This is a genomic window from Streptomyces sp. NBC_00271, from assembly GCF_036178845.1.
Lineage (GTDB): Bacteria > Actinomycetota > Actinomycetes > Streptomycetales > Streptomycetaceae > Streptomyces.
The window spans coordinates 9,148,394-9,167,119 of record NZ_CP108070.1 but is presented as its reverse complement, the minus strand read 5'-3'; the positions used below and the strand labels follow the sequence as shown (position 1 = coordinate 9,167,119).

The window sequence follows — 18,726 nt, the reverse complement described above, 5'->3', positions numbered from 1 at the left end:
CACCGTCCCCCACGAGAAGTGCGCCGTGCATTCTCTTCCTCTGCCACTCGCCCTCACCGCGCGCCTGCTTCCGGTCGCGGTCCTCGCCTGCACGGGCTGGGTCATGTCGTCCGGCACGTCGACGACGACCCCGGCCGCCACCGACCACAAGTCGCCCCAGGCGACGCAGTCCCCGTCGGGCCCCGCGGCGACGGCGGTCGCGAAGACGTACACCGCGGCCCCCGCGCCCTGCACCGGCGTGACGGAGAAGACGGTCAAGGCCCTTGTCCCGGGCGCCAAGACGGCCGGCCAGGAGATTCCGTCGACCGACAAGTCGGTGCGCCGCACCTGTTCCTGGAACGCGCTCAAGGGCTTCGATTACCACTGGCTGGACGTCTCGTACGAGATAAAGGATTCGGACGAAGCGGCGCAGAAGTCCTATACGGGGCGCGTCGGGGACAAGAGCGGCGGAGGTGCGGTTCCCGGCCTCGGTGACTCGGCCTACTCCGTCGTGAACCTCACCACCACGGACAAGCAGCAGACCCGTGAGGGAGTGGTGATCGTCCGCGCGTCCAACGCGCTGGTGGTCGTCACGTACAACGGCAGCAACTTCGAGACGAAGAAGGCGCCCAGTACGGACGAGATCAACAAGGGGGCCATCAAGGCCGCCAAGGACGTGGTGGCGACGCTGGAGAACGGCCAGAAGAGCTGACCGTTCTCCGACGACTGTCCTTCCTCACGCGTCAGACTGCGGTCTTCTCCTTGCCCCGCAGCAGCATCAGCACCAGGTACAGCACCATCGACGTACCGAGTCCGACCGCCCAGCCGTAGTCGGCCAGGGACTTCAGCGCCGGAATGGGCCGTCCGTCGATGAGCGGGTGGAAGTCGGCGCCGCCGACGGCCAGGACGCCTCCGGTGAGGAAGGCGACGACGGCCCGCCAGTTCCAGCCGCCGTCGTACCAGTAGCGGCCGCCCGTGCGGTACAGGTCGGCGAGGTCGAGCTTGGTGCGGCGCAGGATCCAGTAGTCGGCGATGAGGATGCCGGCGACGGTGCCGAGCAGACCGCCGACGAGGCCGAGCCAGGTGAAGATGTAGCCCTGCGGGTCGGAGTACAGCTTCCAGGGGAAGATCAGCACGCCGAGGACACAGGTGGCGAGCGCGCCGGTACGGAAGTTGATCTTCCGCGGTGCGAGGTTGGAGAAGTCGAAGGCCGGCGAGACGAGGTTGGCCGCGATGTTCACGGACAGGGTCGCGACCAGCACGGTGACCAGCGCGTAGAGGAGGCCGAAGACGTTGTCGGTCTTGGCGGCCAGCTGGACCGGGTCCCAGACGGCCTCGCCGTACACGGCCTGCGAGCCCGAGGTGACCATGACCGACAGGAAGGCGAAGAGCGTCATCGTGGTGGGCAGACCGAGCGCCTGACCCCAGGTCTGCGCCTTCTGGCTCTTGCCGTACCGCGTGAAGTCGGGGATGTTCAGCGACAGCGTGGACCAGAAGCCGATCATGCCCATGAGCGAGGGCCAGAACAGCTTCCAGAAGTCGCCGCCCCAGCCGAGCTTCGAGGGCTGGTCGAGCAGCGGGCCGAAGCCGCCCGCCTTGCTGCTCATCCACCACAGCATCACACCGGCGCCCACGAGCACGAAGGGCGCCGCCCAGTTCTCGAAGCGGCGGATCGTCTCCATGCCCCGGTAGATGATGGCGACCTGGAGCACCCAGAAGATCGCGAACGACAGCCACATGGTCCAGGCGTAGCCGCCGACCTTCGAGGCATTGGCCCAGCTGTCGCCGAAGAGCTTCCCGGCGAGGAAGTAGATCGCCTCGCCGCCGATCCAGGTCTGGATGCCGAACCAGCCGCAGGCCACCAACGCCCGTACGACAGCGGGCAGGTTGGCGCCGCGGACCCCGAAGGAGGCGCGGGCAAAGACGGGGAAGGGAATGCCGTACTTGGGACCGGCATGCCCGGTGAGCAGCATCGGGACCAGCACGATCAGGTTGGCCAGCGCGATGGTGAACACGGCCTGCTTCCAGTCCATGCCGACGGCTATCAGGCCGGAAGCAAGGGTCCAGGAAGCGGTGTTGTGGGCCATGCCGACCCAGAGCGCCGAGAAGTTGTACGTGGTCCACGTGCGCTTCTCGACCGGGACCGGCAGCAGGTCCTCGTTGGCGTAGGGGCCGCTGGGCGCGGGCGCGTCGGGCGCGATCTCCACCCGGCCGTCGGTGAGCGTGACTTGAGCGACGGGCGGGCCCTCGCTGGGGACGGTCTCGGTCATGGGCAGGCCAATCAAGTGAGGAGTGACGGGAGAGGCCGTGCGGGTGACGCCGTGGGGGGTTGTGCGGATGCGGTGGTGCGGTGATCCCCTTCCCCGGACGGGGGGAAGGGGACGTATGGGGAGGAGGAGCGGTGGCCGGAGTACGGCCGGTGGTGCGGTGGGCGGCCGGAGGCCGGCCGCCCGGAGCGGAGTTGTCAGCCGTTGACGGCCGGGATGACCTTCGACCCGTACGCGTCGATCACGGCCTCCTGCGCGTCGTGCATGTCGTACACCGCGAACTGGTCCACGCCCAGCGCGCGCAGCGCCTTCAGCTTCTCGATGTGCTGCTCGGCCGTGCCGATCAGACAGAACCGGTCGACGATCTCGTCCGGCACGAACTTGGTGTCGGGGTTGTCGCTGCGCCCGTGGTGGGAGTAGTCGTAGCCCTCGCGCGCCTTGATGTAGTCGGTGAGTTCCTCGGGCACGGCGGCGGAGTGCTCGCCGTACTTGGAGACCAGGTCGGCCACGTGGTTGCCGACCATGCCGCCGAACCAGCGGCACTGCTCACGCGCGTGGGCGAGGGCCTCCGGCGAGTCGTCCTCGGTGATGTACGCGGGCGCGGCCACGCAGATCTTCACCTCGGAGGGGTCACGCCCCGCCTCGACGGCCGCGTCCTTCACGGCCTTGACCATGTACTCGGTGAGATAGAGGTCGGCGAGCTGCAGGATGAACCCGTCGGCCTCCTCGCCGGTCATCTTCAGGGCCTTGGGACCGTACGCGGCCATCCAGACCGGGAGTTCGGCACCCGGCCTGACCCAGGGGAACTTGACGACGGTGCCGCCGAGGTCGGCCTCCTCGCCGCGGCCGAGGGCGCGGATGACCTTCATCGCGCCGCTGATGCGGGCGAGCGTGTTGGGCTTGCGTCCGGCGACGCGCATCGCCGAGTCGCCGCGCCCGATGCCGCACACCGTGCGGTTGCCGTACATGTCGTTGAGCGTCGCGAAGGTGGAGGCGGTGACCTCCCAGGTGCGGGTACCCGGGTTGGTGACCATCGGGCCGACCGTCAACTTCTCGGTGTTCGCGAGGATCTGACTGTAGATCACAAAGGGTTCCTGCCACAGCACGGCCGAGTCGAAGGTCCAGCCGTAGGTGAAGCCGTTGCCCTCGGCGCGCTTCATCAGGTCGATGACGCGGGAGGCCGGGGGGTCGGTCTGCAGGACGAGTCCGAAGTCCATGGCGCCACTCCTAGTCGCTCAGAGAAGGTACTGACAGGTGGAGCGGGGGGTGTAGACGCCGTGACCGGCGCGTCCGGTGAACTCCCGCTCGGTGATGACCGGTTCGCCGCGCGAGAGCACGGTCTCGACCTGCCCGGTGACGCGCTTGCCCTCGTAGGCCGAGTAGTCGACGTTCATGTGGTGGGTCTCGACCGACATGACCTGCTCGGCGTGCGGGTCGTAGATGACGATGTCGGCGTCGGCGCCCGGCGCGATGGTGCCCTTCTTCGGGTACAGGCCGAACATCCGGGCCGGGGTGGCGCAGGCGATCTCGATCCAGCGGCGGCGCGAGATGTGCCCGTCGACGACGGCCTGGTGGAGCAGGTCCATGCGGTTCTCGACGCCCGGGAGGCCGTTGGGGATCTTCGAGAAGTCGCCCCGGCCGAGCTCCTTCTGGCCCACGAAGCAGAAGGGGCAGTGGTCGGTCGACACGACCTGGAGGTCGTTGGTGCGCAGGCCCCGCCACAGGGCGGCCTGGTGCTCCTTGGGCCGAAGGGGCGTGCTGCACACGTACTTCGAGCCCTCGAAGTCCGGCTCCGCGAGGTTGTCGGTCGACAGGAACAGGTACTGCGGGCAGGTCTCGCCGAAGACGTTCAGGCCCTCGTCACGCGCCCGTGCGATCTCGGCGACCGCCTCCTGCGCCGAGACGTGCACGACGTACAGCGGAGCGCCCGCGACCTGGGCGAGCTTGATGGCGCGGTGGGTTGCCTCGGCCTCCAGGAGCGCCTTGCGCACCTCGCCGTGGAAGCGCGGGTCGGTCTCGCCGCGCGCCAGCGCCTGTTCCACGAGGACGTCGATCGCGATGCCGTTCTCCGCGTGCATCATGATCAGGCCGCCGTTCTCGGCGGAGCGCTGCATGGCGCGCAGGATCTGGCCGTCGTCGCTGTAGAAGACGCCGGGGTAGGCCATGAACTGCTTGAAGGAGGTGACGCCCTCCTGGACCAGCAGGTCCATCTCCTTGAGCGTCTCCTGGTTGACGTCGGAGACGATCATGTGGAAGGCGTAGTCGATGGCGCAGTTGCCGTCGGCCTTGGCGTTCCAGGCGTCGAGGCCCTCGCGCAGTGAGCGGCCGACGCTCTGCACCGCGAAGTCGACGATGGTGGTGGTGCCGCCCCAGGCCGCGGCCCGGGTGCCCGTCTCGAAGGTGTCCGAGGCGAAGGTGCCGCCGAAGGGCAGCTCCATGTGGGTGTGGGCGTCGACGCCGCCCGGGATGACGTACTTGCCGGTGGCGTCGATGGTCTTCTCGGCCGTCCACGACTCGGCCGCCGGGGTGCCGGTCGCGGCGAGGGCGACGACCCGGCCGTCCTCGATCAGGACGTCGGCGTGGATCTCGTCGGACGCGGTGATGACGAGGCCATTACGGATGACGGTACGGCTGCTCATGCTCCCTCTCTCCTGCCGTGCGCTGAATGCGGTGCGCTGAAAACTGCGGGTCACTCGTGGCTGGTCGCGCCCACGCGGCGAAGCCGCGCACTGCCACAGCCCCGCGCCCCGTCGGGGGCGCGGGAAGCCCGGCGGACTCCAGGGCCCCGCCGGGCTACGGCGTGGTCAGCGGCTCGTACGCGTCGGGGCGGCGGTCCCGGTAGAACTGCCAACGGTCGCGCACCTCGCGCAGCTTGGCCATGTCGAGGTCGCGGACGACGAGCTCGGTCTCCTTGTCGCTGGCCACCTCCCCGACGAACTGTGCCTCCGGGTCGACGAAGTACGACGTTCCGTAGAAGTCGTTGTCGCCCAGCTCCTCCACGCCCACGCGGTTGATGGCGCCCACGAAGTACTCGTTGGCGACGGCCGCCGCCGGCTGCTCCAGCTGCCAGATGTAGGAGGACAGTCCGCGCGAGGTCGCCGACGGGTTGAACACGATCTCGGCGCCCGCGAGGCCCAGCGCACGCCAGCCCTCCGGGAAGTGCCGGTCGTAGCAGATGTAGACGCCGATCCTGCCGACGGCGGTGTCGAAGACCGGCCAGCCGGCGTTGCCGGGACGGAAGTAGAACTTCTCCCAGAAGCCCTCGACCTGCGGGATGTGGTGCTTGCGGTACTTGCCGAGGTACGAGCCGTCCGCGTCGATCACGGCGGCCGTGTTGTAGAGGACGCCGGGCTGCTCCTCCTCGTACATCGGCAGCACGAGGACGATGCCCAGTTCCTTGGCCAGCGCCTGGAAGCGCCGGACGATCGGGCCTTCGGGGATCTGCTCGGCGTACTCGTAGAACGCCTTGTCCTGGACCTGGCAGAAGTAGGGCCCGTAGAAGAGCTCCTGGAAGCACAGCACCTGTGCGCCCTGTGCGGCGGCGTCGCGGGCCGCCTGCTCGTGGACCTGGATCATCGACTCCTTGTCGCCGGTCCAGGCAGTCTGGAAGACGGCGGCGCGGATCACTCTGCTCATCGGGACCTCCGGTCGCTCGGTGTGCGAGGAGCCTAGGAAGCCCGGACCACGGCTTTGAGTTGCACCGTGTCACGTCTGAGGCGCTGTGCCGTTCCACGGTGTCACCCCCGCGTTGTCCCATGTTTCACCTGAGTCGTCCCGTGTTTCACCGTTGTTGCGCGTCATGTGCGAGCAGTGCGATGTGTACGGAGGCGGCCTGCTCGAAGTCGTCGAGGTCGACGCCGAGCCGGGCCTCGATGGCCTCCAGCCGGCGGTAGAGCGCGGGCCTGCTGACGTGGTGGAGCTGCGCGGTGCGGGACTTGTTGCGGCCGGTCGCGAGGTAGGTCCGCAGCACGGGCAGCAGCTCCGACTCGGCATCGGCCCCGCACAGCAGACCGTCCAACTCCCGTTCGGCGAAGGACTGGACGTTCGGGTCGTCGCGCAACAGCCGTATCAGGCCCCGCAGATGGACGTCACGCAGCCGTACGAGCACCGGCTGGTCCTGGTCGGCGGGCGCGTCGGCGGCGGCCTCGGCGACGTGCAGGGCCTCGCGCAGGCCGCCGGGGACGTCGTCCCAGGCGGTACGGGGCGAGGCCGCCGCCACGGTCGTACGAGTGCCGGTCTCATGGCGCAGCCGCAGCGCGAAGTGGGCGGCCAGCGCCTCCGCGTCCTGGTCGCGGGCGAGGCTGAGCAGCACGGCGGTGGCCCCGTCGGCGAGCTCGGCGACCAGTCCGGGGAGCCCCAACAGACGCAATACGCGGTCGAGTTGGCCCGGGTCGCCGTCCCGTACCACCAGCGGCACGAAGGCCCGCCGGTTGACGGGCAGCCCGGCCGCCCTGGCCCGCGGGAGCAGCTGCCGTGCCGGTACGACCCCGCTCACCAGGTCGGTCAGCAGGCCCTGCGCGGACTCCTCCTCCCAGGTGTGTACGGAGCCACCCAGCATCCGGTGCAGGACCAGGGCCTCGGCGGCACGGTCGGCGAGCAGCCGCCCGGTGGCGGCGTCGCCCCGGTAGCCGCACAGCACGATGCGGCCCCATCTCTCGCCGCGCCCGCCCAGCTCGGCGCGGATCCAGCCGTCGCCCTGGCTGCCGCCCGCCTGCCGGGCGATGCGCTCCCAGTCGCGCAGCACGTCGTCCACCGCGGACCGCTCCCCCGCCGTGGCGAGGACGCGGTGGGCGAGGTTGGTGACGACGACCGGGCACGCGGCGTGCACGGCGATCTCGTCGAGCATCCGTTGCAGGGGCGCGCCCGTGGTGATGAGCCCGGTGAGCGCGGTCCGTACGGCCTCCGAGAGGCTCACCGCCGCGAACTTGCTGCGCACGAGCCGGGACTGGACCTCCTCCGTCAGCTCGGCGAACGGGAAGGGCCGGTGCAGGACCACCATGGGCAGCCCGCAGCGCTCGGCGGCCCGGCGCATCACGTCCGGCGGGGTCGGGAAGGCCCGGCCGAGCCCGAGGACGACGGCCGCGGCCTCCGCGCGGTGCAGCGAACGGATGTACTCGGCCTGCGCGTCCGGGTCGCCGGCGAGCAGGACTCCCGTGGTGAGCACCATTTCCCCGCCGCTGAGCATCACGCCCACGTCGGCGGCCTCGGCGACGTGCACCCAGCGCACGGACCGGTCGAGGTGGCCCGCGCCGGCCACCACCTCGGGCTCTCCGGCGAGCACCCGGTCCAGGGCGAGGACCTGGCGTACCGACAGGGCGGGTTCCAAGGCGGTGGCGGTGGTCATGGCACGTTCCCTTGCTCAGAACTTCTTACTGGATACACCTCAGCGCGTGCTCGAGAATCGCCGCGCCCTCCTCCGCCTCCGCGACGGTGAGGGAGAGCGGCGGTGCGATGCGCAGCACGCTGGTGTTGTGACCGCCGCCCTTGCCGATCAACAGGCCGTCCTGGCGGGCCGCTTCGAGCACGGCCGCGGCGCCTTCGGGGTACGCCTCGTCGGTGCCGGGCCTGACCAGCTCGACGCCGATCATCAACCCGCGCCCGCGCACCTCCCGTACGTAGTCGAGCGGCACGGAGATCGCCCGCAGCCGCTCGCCGAGCAGACCGCCGACGCGTCGGGCGTTGCCCTGGAGGTCGTGTTCGAGGAGGTACGTGAGGTTCGCCAGGCCCGCCGCCATCGTGATCGGCGAGCCGCCGAAGGTCGAGATGGAGTTGGAGTCGAGGCAGTTCATGATCTCGGCGCGCGCGACGACGCCGCCGATGGACATGCCGTTGCCGATGCCCTTGGCGAAGGTGAGCATGTCGGGCGGGCCTGCGGAGGCGTGCGCCTGCCAGCCCCAGAAGTGCTCGCCGGTGCGGCCCCAGCCGGTCTGCACCTCGTCGGCGATCCAGAGGATGCCGTGCTGGTCCAGGACCTCGCGGAAGGCCGCGTACAGGCCGTCGGGCGGCGCGGTGAAGCCGCCGACGCCCTGGATGGGTTCGGCGATGAGGGCGGCGGGCGGGCGGACGTGGCCGAGCAGGTCCTTCAGGTCGTCGACGCAGGCCGCGATGAACTCCGCGTCGCCGAGATCGGCGTACGGGCCGCGGGTGCGGACGCCGCCGTGGACGTACAGCGTCTGGAGGGGCGAGAGGGAGGTCGGTGACCAGCCCTTGTTGCCGGTGATGCCGACCGCGCTGAAGGAGCGGCCGTGGTAGCTGTTGCGCATCGCCAGGATCTGGTTGCTCCGCCGGTGGGCGGTGGCGAGCAGCAGGGCCGTGTCGTTGGCCTCGGTGCCGGACGTGGTGAAGAAGACGCGGGCGTCGGGGATGCCGGACAGCTGGGCGATCCGCTCGGCGAGGTCGACCATCGGCCGGTTGAGGTAGAGCGTGGAGGTGTGGATGATCCGCCCGGCCTGCTCGCTGACGGCCTTGGTGACCTCGGGCAGGGCGTGCGCGGTCATCGTCGTCAGGATGCCGCCGAAGAAGTCGAGGTACCTGTTGCCCTGGGCGTCCCAGACGTGGCGGCCCTCGCCGTGGGTGATCTCGATCGGGTCCTCGTAGTAGAGGGCCAGCCAGTCGGGCAGGACGGCCTTGTGGCGCGCGTACAGGTCGCTCACGGCTGCACCAGCCCCTCGTAGGCGTCGGGCCGCCGGTCGCGGTAGAACGCCCACTGCTGCCGGACCTCCTCGATCAGGTCGAAGTCGAGGTCGCGGACGATCAGCTCCTCGGTCTTGTCACTGGCCGTCTCCCCCACGAACTGTCCCCGCGGGTCGACGAAGTACGAGGTCCCGTAGAAGTCGTTGTCGCCGTACTCCTCCTGCCCGACCCGGTTGATCGCGGCGATGAAGTACTCGTTGGCGACGGCCGCGGCGGGCTGCTCCAACTGCCAGAGGTAGGCGGAGAGGCCGCGGGAGGTGGCGGAGGGGTTGTAGACGAGCTGGGCGCCGTTCAGGCCGAGCTGCCGCCAGCCCTCGGGGAAGTGCCGGTCGTAGCAGATGTACACGCCGATCCTGCCCACCGCGGTGTCGAAGACCGGCCAGCCCAGGTTGCCCGGTTTGAAGTAGTACTTCTCCCAGAAGCCCTTCACCTGCGGGATGTGGTGCTTGCGGTACTTGCCGAGGTACGTGCCGTCGGCGTCGATCACGGCCGCGGTGTTGAAGTAGAAGCCGGACTGCTCGACCTCGAACACGGGCACGACGATGACCATGCCGGTCTCGCGCGCGAGTTCCCGCATACGAGTGACGGTGGGCCCGTCGGGCACCGGCTCCGCCCAACGGTAGTGCTCGGGCTCCTGGACCTGGCAGAAGTAGGGGGCGTTGAAGACTTCCTGGAATCCGATCACCTTGGCGCCCTGCCGGGCCGCCTCGCGGGCGTGCTCCTCGTGCTTGGCGACCATGGATGCGGTGTCGCCGGTCCAGGTGGCCTGGACCAGAGCGGCGCGTACGACGTTGGCCATGAGCTGCTCCTTCGACGAGACGTCAGAGAGCCTCTACGCCCGTAGACAAAGGCGGTAGAGGCTCGAAAGTAAGCCCAGCGGACAGCCTTGCCAAGACCATCGCCGTTAACCCGCTGAGTCGATCACGTTTCGCACCCCTGTGGGTGAGCGGTCGATCCGGTGGGCGACGGCTCGACGGACCTTCGGCGGGCTCAGGAATGCCTTCCCTGATGGCTCAGGCGGTGAAACCGGCCACCCTCAGCGCGTGCACCAGGTCCCAGTGGCGCTCTTCCGAGACGCCCTTGGCGGCTGCCAGCAGCAGCGGCACGAGGCGTCCCGGGTCCGCCTCCGCGCTGCGGGCCGCCTCCTCTGGAGTGCGGACGCGGACGTACGCGTCGAGCAGCGCCCGGATCTCGCGCTGCCGCCCCTCGTCGGCCAGGCTCAGCACGGCGGTCCCGATCTCGGGAGCGGGGCGGGCGACGCCCTGGCGCAGCATCTGCCGGCCGTCGGCGCTGCGGCCCGCCGCGACGAGCGCGTCCGCGGCGCCGACCAGCCGGTCCGCGGGGAGCGAGCCGGCCTCCCACAGCAGGGTGGCCCAGTCCGCGTCGAGGCCCGCCCGGTGCAGTTCGGCGGCGAGCAGCGGGAAGCGGGCGGCGGGCCAGTAGGCGGCCTCCACGAGCACGGCGTGCGCCTCGCCGCTGCGGCCCTCGCGGCGCAGCCGGGTCAGGGTCTGGACGGTCTCGGCGGTGACCCGCCGCGCGTCCTCGTCCAACGCCTCGGCGCGCGGCTGCGCGGGCGGCGGCTCGGCGGCACCCGCGAAACGGGCTCCACGGGGGCTACGGCCGCTCGGCGCGGCCGGGGCGGACACGGGCGGCCCCGCCGTCTCCGGGACGGCCACGGGGGCCGCCTCGGCCTCCATCATCCCGGCGAAGCGGGCACTGCCGCGGGGGCGCCGCTTGGAGCGCTGCTTGGGGACGGGGGCGGCGCTCGGAGTGGGGGCGGGGACCGGGCTGGGGGTGGCGCCCAGGTTGGGAGTGGTACTGGCACTGGCACTGGAAGTAGCGCCGGTACTGATACCGGCCTGGTCGTAGGGGCCGATACGGGCGGCCGCCGAGTCGCTTCGGGCGGCACGGGCAGCCGCCGGGTCGTACGGCCCGGAACCGGGGGTCGCCGGGTCGCGCGGCGCCGTGGGAGCGGGGGCGGGGAGGGAGCCGGGCCCGGAGTGGTCGGTCACCGCCGTCCCCGGCGCGCCGGGCCGCGTCTCGAGCGCGCGCTGGTCGGCCGGCTCCGCGACCCGGACGACGCCCCCGCCCGCGCCCGCCGAAAAGTCGAACGCGCCCGATACGTGGGTACGCAGGGCGCGGCGGTCCAGGTTCTCCATCCGATGGCGGAGTTCGACACATCGGGCGGTGGCCCGTTCGTGGTCGTCGTGGGCCCAGGCGAGGTCGACCCGGACGATATCGGCCTCCTCCTGGGTGGTGGCCGCGTGCAGCTGCCGGCTCAGTTCGGCCTGACGTTCCGCGGCGTAGCGCTGTTCGCGGAGCATGACGTCGAGACGGTCACCGAGGGCGTCCCGGCCGCCGGGCCGGCCGTCGTAGGCGGTGAGCGAGGCGCTGTGCAGGGCACGGGCGCGCTGGGCCTCCTGGGCCGCGGCCTGGGGGCCCTGCTCCGCGGCGAGGTCCTGGAGGAGCGCCTCCACGACGTCCCACGGGGGCACTTCCCAGCCGTCCAGGCAGGCCCGCATGCCGTCGGGGTCGCGCTGCCAGAACACTGCGCACCAGCCGCCGTCCTGATCGAGGCGTTTCATCAGCCCGCTCAGGTAACTCGCGAACTCCCGCACTTGACCCGGGAGTTGTTCCACAGCCATCACACGACTCCCCGCCCGACTGGAGTACTCCGGTCCGGTAGAAAACACCCTTCGTGTTACGGAACGGCTACAGGGAGTTTTCGGACTGGCCGCAGAGTCCTGTGATCGATGTCATCCATGGACAGTCCGAGCGCACGCGCCAGCGCCGCCACGGTGAAGAAGGCGGGGGTGGGGGCCCGTCCGGTCTCGATCTTGCGTAGGGTCTCGGCCGAGATCCCGGCGGTCGCCGCGACCTCCACCATGCTGCGGCTACCGCGCGCCTCGCGCAGCAACTGCCCGAGCCGCTCGCCGCGTTCGCGCTCTTCGGGGGTCAGGGGGTTACGCACCATGCCCCCATTCTAATACCGGTATAGTAATTGGCATGGTGGAACTCAAGACGGACACGTCGATCGACGAGATGTACGAAGCGGGCCAGGTCGTGGGCCGGGCGCTCACGGCGGTGCGCAAGGTGGCGGACGTGGGGGTCTCGTTGCTGGAGCTGGACGAGGTCGCCCACCAGGTGCTGCGCGACGCGGGCGCCGGCTCCCCCTTCCTCGGCTACCGGCCCTCGTTCGCGCCCACCCCCTTCCCCGCGGTCATCTGTGCCTCGGTGAACGACGCGATCGTGCACGGCATCCCGACCGGTTACCGGCTGCGGGACGGCGACCTGGTCTCCATCGACTTCGGGGCCGAACTGGGCGGCTGGGTCGGCGACTCGGCGATCAGCTTCATCGCGGGCGAGCCGCGCGTGGCCGACGCGCGGCTCGTGGAGACCGCCGAGCGGGCCCTCGCGGCGGGCATCGAGGCGGCGGTCGTCGGCAACCGGATCGGGGACATCGCGCACGCCGTCGGCACGGTGTGCCGCGCGGCGGGGTACGGCATCCCGGACGGCTTCGGAGGCCACGGCGTGGGCCGCCGCATGCACGAGGACCCGTCCGTCCCGAACGAGGGCCGCCCGGGCCGCGGCCTCCCCCTGCGCCACGGCATGGTGCTCGCGATCGAGCCCATGCTCATCGGCGGCGGCACCGACGGCTTCCACGCGGCCCCCGACGGCTGGACGCTGCGCACCGACGACGGCTCCCGCGCGGCCCACGCGGAACACACGGTGGCCATCACCCGGACGGGCCCACGCATCCTCACGGCGCGCTGATCGCCACCGGCGCGCCGACGTCGACGGGCGCGAGGGCGCCGCTCGCTACGACGCCGGTCGCACCACCATCGCCGAGCCGCCACCGCGCCGTACCTTCTCGGCGGCCGCCAGCCACTGGCCGCTCGGGAGGCGCTGGACGCCCGTCGCGGCGCCGATCTCGGGGTTGAGCTTGAAGGAGTGCCCGAGGGCTTCGAGCTGGGTCCGCAGGGCACTGTCGTACAGGCCGGGTTCGAGCTCGGTCTGGGCCGCGTTGCGCTGGCTGGCGCGCGGGGCGGCGATGGCGTCCACCAGCGGCAGCCCCCGGTCCAGGAACTCCGTCAGGGTCTGCAGGACGGTGGTGATGATGGTCGCGCCGCCGGGCGAACCGAGCGCCACCACGGGCTGGTTGTGCCGGTCCAGGACGATCGTCGGGGAGATCGACGAGCGCGGACGCTTATTGGGGCCGGGCAGGTTCGGGTCGTGGACGGCAGGGTTGGCCGGGGTGAAGGAGAAGTCCGTCAGCTCGTTGTTGAGGAGGAATCCGCGCCCCGGGACGGTGATCCCGCTGCCGCCGGTCTGCTCGATGGTGAGGGTGTACGAGACGACGTTGCCCCACTTGTCGGCCACCGTGAGATGGGTGGTGTTCTCGCCCTCGTACGTCGTCGGGGCGGCCGTTCCCCCGGTGGAGCAGGCCGCCGGACTGCGCGGGTCGCCCGGTGCGAGCGGGCTCGTCAGGACCGCGTCGTCCTTGATCAGGCAGGCGCGCGAATCGGCGTACTTCTGCGAGAGGAGTTCCTTCGTGGGGACGTCCTCGAAGGCGGGGTCGCCCACCCAGCGCCCCCGGTCCGCGAACGCGATCCGGCTGGCCTCGATGTAGCGGTGCAGGTACTGGACCTCGCTCGCCTTCGAAAGGTCCGTCTTCTCCAGGATGTTGAGGGCCTCGCCGACCGTGGTGCCACCGGAGGAGGACGGGGCGATCGAGTAGACCTTCCGGCCGCGGTACGACGTCTCCGTCGGCGCCTGCCGCTTCGCCCGGTAGGCCGCCAGGTCCTTCGACGACAGCTTGCCCGGGCGGGCGTCGTAGCCCGAAGCCGGGTCCACCGGGGGCTTGTTCACGGTGGCGACGATGTCCTTGCCGAGGTCGCCGTGGTAGATCGCGCCGACGCCCTTCTTGCCCAACTCCTCGTACGTTTTGGCGAGATCGGGGTTGGTGAAGATCGATCCGACCACGGGGAGCGAGCCGCCGGGCAGGAACAGCTTCGCGGTGTCGGGGAAGTTCTTGAAGCGCGCCTGGTTGGACTCGGTCTGCGAGCGGAAGGTCGCGTCGACCGTGAACCCGTCGCGCGCGATCCGCTCCGCGGGCTTCAGGACGCTCCCGAGCCGCTTGCTGCCCCAGCTGTCCAGAGCCGTCTGCCAGGTCGCCGGCGTGCCCGGCGTGCCCACGCTCAGCCCGCTGGTGACGGCGTCCGCGAAGGCGAGCGGCCGGCCGTTCTCCAGGAAGAGCCCCGAGTCGGCGGACAGCGGCGCGGTCTCACGGCCGTCGATCGTATGCACCGTACGGGACTTGGCGTCGTAGTAGACGAAGTAGCCGCCCCCGCCGACGCCGGAGGAGTACGGCTCGGTGACGCCCAGGGCCGCCGCGGTGGCGACCGCCGCGTCCACCGCGTTGCCGCCCTTCTTCAGGACCTCGATCCCGGCGGCGGAGGCGTCGGCGTCGACGCTGGCCACGGCACCGCCGTAGCCGACGGCGACCGGCACCTTCGCCGGGGTGGCAGGGGAGGAAGCCGTCCCGGCGGCAGGTGGTGCCGCCGCGCCGACCGACACCACCGCGGCCGAAACCGCCAAGACCGCCAGATTCCGCGCAACAGGGCGACGCATCCGTACCTCCAGTCAACAGCCGTCCGCGCAGCGTAACTTCACCGCGCCCCTCCCGTCAGGACCCCCTCGAACACCGGTCCGCACTCCCGATACCATGCGCGCCCATGAATGACGACGTGCGCAACATCGTCCTCGGCGTGGTCGCCGCCGCCATCAGCGCCGCGCTCGGCTGGCTCGCCCGCACCTACCTCTGGAAGCGCAGACTCCGGCGCAAGCAGGCGTTCTTCGGGCTGCCCGACAACTCCGAGTCGCTCCTGGTGGTGAACCGCGAGGCGGGCGGCCCGGAGCTCACGGTGATGCGTTTCGACGTGTTCGCGCTGCTCGAACTCGCCGCGCTGATCAAGGACTGCGGCGCGCACGCCCAGGTCGTCGCGCACGACGCCGCGCAGCAGGGGTTCGGGGAGCGGACCGAGTTCTGCGTGGGCGGGCCGTCGTCGAATCGGCGCATGGCCGCGCATCTTCACAGCCTGCTCCCGGGTATCCAGGTGAACACCGACGCCGAACCGGGCCCGGACCGCGGCGCCTTCCAGATCGGCAGCGAGCGCTACCTCCTGGAGCCGGGGAAGGGCGAGTACGTGATCCTCGCCCGGCTGATCGCGGGACAGGAGCGCGGGACGCGGCCCGTCTTCCTCTTCTGCGGGCAGCGCGCGATCACCAACCAGGCGGCGACCCGCTATCTCGCCCGCAACCACGAACGGCTGGCACGCAAGCACGGCGGCAACTCCCTCGTACTGCTGCTGAAGGTGGTGAACTCGCACGCGTACGGGCCCGATGTCGTCGAGCTCGTCGCGGATGTGACCCGGGCCGCCCAGACCCCGCTGCCCACACCCGCCCCGGCCCGCAACTCCCACCGCGCCTCGTAGATTTCACCTCGCCTCATAGATTTCACGGTCCTCGAACAATCTTTACCCGTGCGTAACTTACCGACGGGTTACTTCCGGTAAAGCAGCGAGGTTACCGTCGGGTCACATTCTACTGACACGAGTGAGGAGTGGCCCGTGGGACACCATCGTCATGCCCTGCGCACGTCCGCCGTCGGTGCCGTATCCGCAGCCCTGATCGCCGGTACCGCCCTCGGGCTCGCCCCCACCGCCGAGGCGGCCTCGGCCCCTGTCCGCTTCGTCGACATCGCCGGAGACGGCGGCACGGTCCTCAAGGCCAATGTCGTCACCCCCGCGGGCGCCGACGGCAGCCGCAGGTACCCGCTCCTCGTCATGCCGACGAGCTGGGGCCTGCCCCAGGTCGAGTACCTCGCACAGGCCCAGAAGCTCGCCGACTCCGGCTATGTGGTGCTCACGTACAACGTGCGCGGCTTCTGGCAGTCCGGCGGCGAGATAGAAGTGGCGGGACCGCCCGACGTGGCCGACGCCTCCAAGGTGATCGACTGGGCGCTGGCGAACACCCCGGCCGACGCCCAGAAGATCGGCATGGCGGGCGTCTCCTACGGCGCCGGGATCAGTCTGCTCGCCGCCGCGCACGACAAGAGGATCAAGGCGGTCTCCGCCATGAGCGGCTGGGCCGACCTCATCGACTCGATCTACTCGAGCCGCACCCAGCACTCCCAGGCCACCGCCCTGCTCGGCGTCGCCGGGACCATCACCGGGCGCCCGAGCGCCGAACTCCAGCAGACCCTCAAGGACTTCTTCGCCTCGAACCTGTCGAAGGAGCAGGAGATGATCGCCTGGGGGAAGAAACGTTCCCCCGAGACCTATGTCGACCAGCTCAACAAGAACGGCGCGGCCGTCTTCATGGCCAACGGCTGGGGCGACACGATCTTCGCGCCCAACCAGTACGCCAAGTTCTACGAGGAGTTGACCGGCCCCAAGCGCCTGGAGTTCCGCCCCGGCGACCACGCCACCGCCGAGGTGACCGGTCTGTTCGGGCTCCCCAACGACGTGTGGACGGACACCGGCCGCTGGTTCGACCACTACCTCAGGGGCGTCGACAACGGCATCGACCGCGAGCAGCCCGTCCAGCTCAAGCCCCGCACCACCGGCGCCTACGAGGGCTACCCCGACTGGAAGTCGGTCGGCGCGACCAGGAAGAAGATCGCCCTCGCGGGCACCACCACGATCCACACCAACGTCGACTCGGGCGCGGACGGCGGGATCATCTTCCTCTCGAGCATCCTCGACCAGATCGCCCAGGTGCCCCCGATGGCGTCGATCCCGCTGCTGCCGCGCCGCTGGGCGGCCGTCTGGCAGTCGGAGAGGTACGCGAGCGTCCAGCGAGTGCGCGGAACCACCACGCTGCACACCACGCTCACTCCGACCAAGGAGAGCGGCACCCTCGTCGCCTACCTCTACGACGTGGGCCCGCTCGGCCTCGGCAAGCTGGTCAGCAACGCGCCGTACACCTTCCACGGGCAGACGCCCGGAGAGCCGTTCGGCGTCGACCTGGAGCTGTACTCCACGGCCTACGACGTCCCGGCAGGGCATCGGCTCGCCCTGGTCGTCGACACGGTCGACCCGCTCTACATCGAGCACAACCCGTCCGGCGCGCAGCTGACCTTCTCCTCACCGGCGAACGACCCGTCCTACGTGTCCGTTCCCCTGCGCGAGCAGTGATCTCCGGCTGCTGGCGCCGGCCGGGTCTGGCCCTGTGAGCTGCTGCTCCCCCTACAGTCGCGGGGCTGTGGGGGGACCCCCACCCGGCAGCAGCGTCCCTGGTTCGGCCGGTGCCACATGCACGGCCTCGGTCTTGGGACTGCGCTGCTCCCGCCGGGACACCCACTGGGCGAACCAGGAGAGCAGCATGCACATCCCGATGTAGATCGGCGAGATCACCATCACCACGGGGATGAACGGCAAATCGTAGTCGAGGTTCGAGGCGATCAGTTTCCCGGCGTGAAGAAACTCCTCGTAGGTGATGAGAAAGCCGAGCGAGGTGTCCTTCAGGGCCACCACGAGTTGGCTGATGATGGCGGGCAGCATGGCCCGCACGGCCTGCGGGACGAGGACGTACGTCATGACCTGGGTCTTGCGCATGCCGAGCGCGAACGCGGCCTCCCGCTGGCCGCGTTCGACGGCGTTGACGCCGGAGCGGAAGACCTCGGCGAGCACCGAGCCGTTGTAGAGGGTCAGCCCCGCGACCAGCGCGGGCAGCGGCTGCACCTTCAGCGCCACGAAGATGAAGAAGATCATCACCAGTACGGGCATGGCGCGGAAGAACTCGACGACCAGCGCGGAGACCCAGCGCACCGGACGGTGGTCGGACAGGCGCCCCGTCGCGAGCACGGTGCCCAGCGCCAGCGAGAGCACCGCGGCCATCGCGAAGGCCTTCAGCGTGTTGCCCAGCCCCCGCAGCAGCAGTTCCTGGATGCCCTTGTACTCGAACGGCATCCACTTCGTGTAGGTGAACTGGTCGGTGTCGAAGAGGAGATAGAGGATCCAGCCGACCAGAGCGAGGATCAGGGCGGTGGACACGGCCGCGTAGAGCCGGTGCCGTTGACGGGTCCTGGGTCCGGGAACGTCGTACAGGGCGGTGGATTCGGGGGCGGTGGTCATCGGGCGACTCCCCAGCGCTGTTCGAGGTAGTTGAAGATCGCGCTGATGGTGAGGGTGATGATCAGATAGCCGACGGCGATCCAGACGAAGGTCCAGACGATGTTGTAGCCGAGCTCGCTCAGCGTCTTGTAGGTCCCGAGCAGTTCGTTGACGCTGAACGCCCCCGCGATCGCCGAGTTCTTGGCGAGGGCGATGAGCGTGGAACCGATGGGCGGGATCACGGACCGGAACGCCTGCGGCAGGACGACCACGGACAGCGTCTGGCTGAAGGTCATGCCGAGGCTGCGGGCCGCCTCGCCCTGTCCCTTGGGCACGGTGTTGATGCCCGAGCGCAGCGCCTCGCAGATGAACGCGGAGGTGTAGCAGCCGAGCGCCAGGATCGCGAACACCTTGAAGGGCAGCACGAGTCCGAACCGGGGCAGCCCGAGCAGCACGGCGAAGAACAGCAGGGTGAGCGGGGTGTTGCGCAGCACGGTCACCCACACCGTGCCGAAGGCCCGCAGGGAGCCGACCGGCGCGACCCGGAACGACGCCATCAGGAAGCCGAGCACGAGGGCCAGCACGCTCGCGTAGACGGTGAGTTCGACCGTGCCGAGGAATCCCTGGGTGAAGGTGTGGAAGTTGTCGATCAGTACGTTCACATCGGCCTC

General features: G+C 70.2%; 16 protein-coding genes. 4 read left to right on the top strand and 12 right to left on the bottom strand.

Annotation, left to right across the window (positions count from 1 at the left end; genetic code table 11):
* Positions 1-25: 25 nt before the first annotated feature.
* Positions 26-691 (top strand): hypothetical protein, encoded by a 666-nt coding sequence (locus OG798_RS41535; RefSeq protein WP_095857660.1) that lies wholly within the window; start codon positions 26-28, stop codon positions 689-691.
* A 31-nt stretch (positions 692-722) separates the two neighbouring features.
* Here the strand turns inward: OG798_RS41535 and OG798_RS41530 are convergent, their stop codons facing one another.
* The 9 genes from OG798_RS41530 to OG798_RS41490 all read right to left on the bottom strand — a co-directional run bounded on the left by OG798_RS41530 (position 723) and on the right by OG798_RS41490 (position 11,913).
* On the bottom strand, positions 723-2,249 hold the full coding sequence (locus tag OG798_RS41530; protein ID WP_095851731.1) for an NCS1 family nucleobase:cation symporter-1: 1,527 nt from the start codon (positions 2,247-2,249) through the stop codon (positions 723-725).
* Between the two features lie 194 nt (positions 2,250-2,443).
* Positions 2,444-3,463, bottom strand: a complete 1,020-nt coding sequence (locus OG798_RS41525; protein WP_097224161.1) for a TIGR03842 family LLM class F420-dependent oxidoreductase — start codon at positions 3,461-3,463, stop codon at positions 2,444-2,446.
* Positions 3,464-3,481: 18 nt separating this feature from the next.
* On the bottom strand, positions 3,482-4,885 hold the full coding sequence (gene hydA / locus OG798_RS41520) for a dihydropyrimidinase (RefSeq protein ID WP_054230370.1): 1,404 nt from the start codon (positions 4,883-4,885) through the stop codon (positions 3,482-3,484).
* A 154-nt stretch (positions 4,886-5,039) separates the two neighbouring features.
* Positions 5,040-5,882 (bottom strand): nitrilase-related carbon-nitrogen hydrolase, encoded by an 843-nt coding sequence (locus tag OG798_RS41515; RefSeq protein WP_067362420.1) that lies wholly within the window; start codon positions 5,880-5,882, stop codon positions 5,040-5,042.
* Between the two features lie 145 nt (positions 5,883-6,027).
* Positions 6,028-7,590 (bottom strand): PucR family transcriptional regulator, encoded by a 1,563-nt coding sequence (locus tag OG798_RS41510; protein ID WP_095851733.1) that lies wholly within the window; start codon positions 7,588-7,590, stop codon positions 6,028-6,030.
* Positions 7,591-7,615: 25 nt separating this feature from the next.
* On the bottom strand, positions 7,616-8,899 hold the full coding sequence (locus tag OG798_RS41505) for an aspartate aminotransferase family protein (RefSeq protein ID WP_121414526.1): 1,284 nt from the start codon (positions 8,897-8,899) through the stop codon (positions 7,616-7,618).
* Entirely contained in the window at positions 8,896-9,738 is an 843-nt protein-coding gene (locus tag OG798_RS41500) for a nitrilase-related carbon-nitrogen hydrolase (RefSeq protein WP_054230374.1), read from the bottom strand. Before OG798_RS41500 ends, OG798_RS41505 begins: the two co-directional genes overlap by 4 nt.
* 214 nt (positions 9,739-9,952) lie before the next feature.
* A complete protein-coding gene (locus OG798_RS41495) occupies positions 9,953-11,584 on the bottom strand; it encodes a hypothetical protein (protein ID WP_328758683.1) in 1,632 nt (543 codons plus the stop codon).
* 56 nt (positions 11,585-11,640) lie between these two features.
* Positions 11,641-11,913, bottom strand: a complete 273-nt coding sequence (locus OG798_RS41490) for a helix-turn-helix domain-containing protein (RefSeq protein WP_121414528.1) — start codon at positions 11,911-11,913, stop codon at positions 11,641-11,643.
* 32 nt (positions 11,914-11,945) lie between these two features.
* Here OG798_RS41490 and map point away from each other — a divergent pair, with 32 nt between their 5' ends.
* A complete protein-coding gene (gene map, locus OG798_RS41485; RefSeq protein ID WP_328758682.1) occupies positions 11,946-12,713 on the top strand; it encodes a type I methionyl aminopeptidase in 768 nt (255 codons plus the stop codon).
* A 45-nt stretch (positions 12,714-12,758) separates the two neighbouring features.
* On the opposite strand, the gene ggt is transcribed toward map, so the two are convergent.
* The gene (gene ggt / locus OG798_RS41480; RefSeq protein ID WP_328758681.1) at positions 12,759-14,570 is read right to left on the bottom strand and encodes a gamma-glutamyltransferase; all 1,812 of its coding nucleotides are present in this window, start codon (positions 14,568-14,570) and stop codon (positions 12,759-12,761) included.
* Between the two features lie 104 nt (positions 14,571-14,674).
* Between ggt and OG798_RS41475 the strand changes: the two genes are divergently transcribed.
* Together OG798_RS41475 and OG798_RS41470 are read left to right on the top strand one after the other, a co-directional pair.
* Positions 14,675-15,433 (top strand): hypothetical protein, encoded by a 759-nt coding sequence (locus tag OG798_RS41475; RefSeq protein WP_328758680.1) that lies wholly within the window; start codon positions 14,675-14,677, stop codon positions 15,431-15,433.
* 135 nt (positions 15,434-15,568) lie between these two features.
* Positions 15,569-17,137, top strand: a complete 1,569-nt coding sequence (locus OG798_RS41470) for a CocE/NonD family hydrolase (RefSeq protein WP_328758679.1) — start codon at positions 15,569-15,571, stop codon at positions 17,135-17,137.
* A 51-nt stretch (positions 17,138-17,188) separates the two neighbouring features.
* Here the strand turns inward: OG798_RS41470 and OG798_RS41465 are convergent, their stop codons facing one another.
* Both OG798_RS41465 and OG798_RS41460 read right to left on the bottom strand, forming a co-directional pair.
* Positions 17,189-18,076, bottom strand: a complete 888-nt coding sequence (locus OG798_RS41465; protein WP_095851739.1) for an amino acid ABC transporter permease — start codon at positions 18,074-18,076, stop codon at positions 17,189-17,191.
* Positions 18,073-18,717, bottom strand: a complete 645-nt coding sequence (locus OG798_RS41460; RefSeq protein ID WP_095851740.1) for an amino acid ABC transporter permease — start codon at positions 18,715-18,717, stop codon at positions 18,073-18,075. Before OG798_RS41460 ends, OG798_RS41465 begins: the two co-directional genes overlap by 4 nt.
* Positions 18,718-18,726: the final 9 nt, after the last annotated feature.

Excerpts from the sequence above, each read along its gene's own strand:
- OG798_RS41530 (WP_095851731.1), bottom strand. The coding sequence starts at position 2,249 with ATGACCGAGACCGTCCCCAGCGAGGGCCCGCCCGTCGCTCAAGTCACG.
- OG798_RS41525 (WP_097224161.1), bottom strand. The coding sequence starts at position 3,463 with ATGGACTTCGGACTCGTCCTGCAGACCGACCCCCCGGCCTCCCGCGTC.
- hydA (WP_054230370.1), bottom strand. The coding sequence starts at position 4,885 with ATGAGCAGCCGTACCGTCATCCGTAATGGCCTCGTCATCACCGCGTCC.
- OG798_RS41515 (WP_067362420.1), bottom strand. The coding sequence starts at position 5,882 with ATGAGCAGAGTGATCCGCGCCGCCGTCTTCCAGACTGCCTGGACCGGC.
- OG798_RS41510 (WP_095851733.1), bottom strand. The coding sequence starts at position 7,590 with ATGACCACCGCCACCGCCTTGGAACCCGCCCTGTCGGTACGCCAGGTC.
- OG798_RS41500 (WP_054230374.1), bottom strand. The coding sequence starts at position 9,738 with ATGGCCAACGTCGTACGCGCCGCTCTGGTCCAGGCCACCTGGACCGGC.
- OG798_RS41495 (WP_328758683.1), bottom strand. The coding sequence starts at position 11,584 with ATGGCTGTGGAACAACTCCCGGGTCAAGTGCGGGAGTTCGCGAGTTAC.
- OG798_RS41490 (WP_121414528.1), bottom strand. The coding sequence starts at position 11,913 with ATGGTGCGTAACCCCCTGACCCCCGAAGAGCGCGAACGCGGCGAGCGG.
- map (WP_328758682.1), top strand. The coding sequence starts at position 11,946 with ATGGTGGAACTCAAGACGGACACGTCGATCGACGAGATGTACGAAGCG.
- ggt (WP_328758681.1), bottom strand. The coding sequence starts at position 14,570 with ATGCGTCGCCCTGTTGCGCGGAATCTGGCGGTCTTGGCGGTTTCGGCC.
- OG798_RS41475 (WP_328758680.1), top strand. The coding sequence starts at position 14,675 with ATGAATGACGACGTGCGCAACATCGTCCTCGGCGTGGTCGCCGCCGCC.
- OG798_RS41465 (WP_095851739.1), bottom strand. The coding sequence starts at position 18,076 with ATGACCACCGCCCCCGAATCCACCGCCCTGTACGACGTTCCCGGACCC.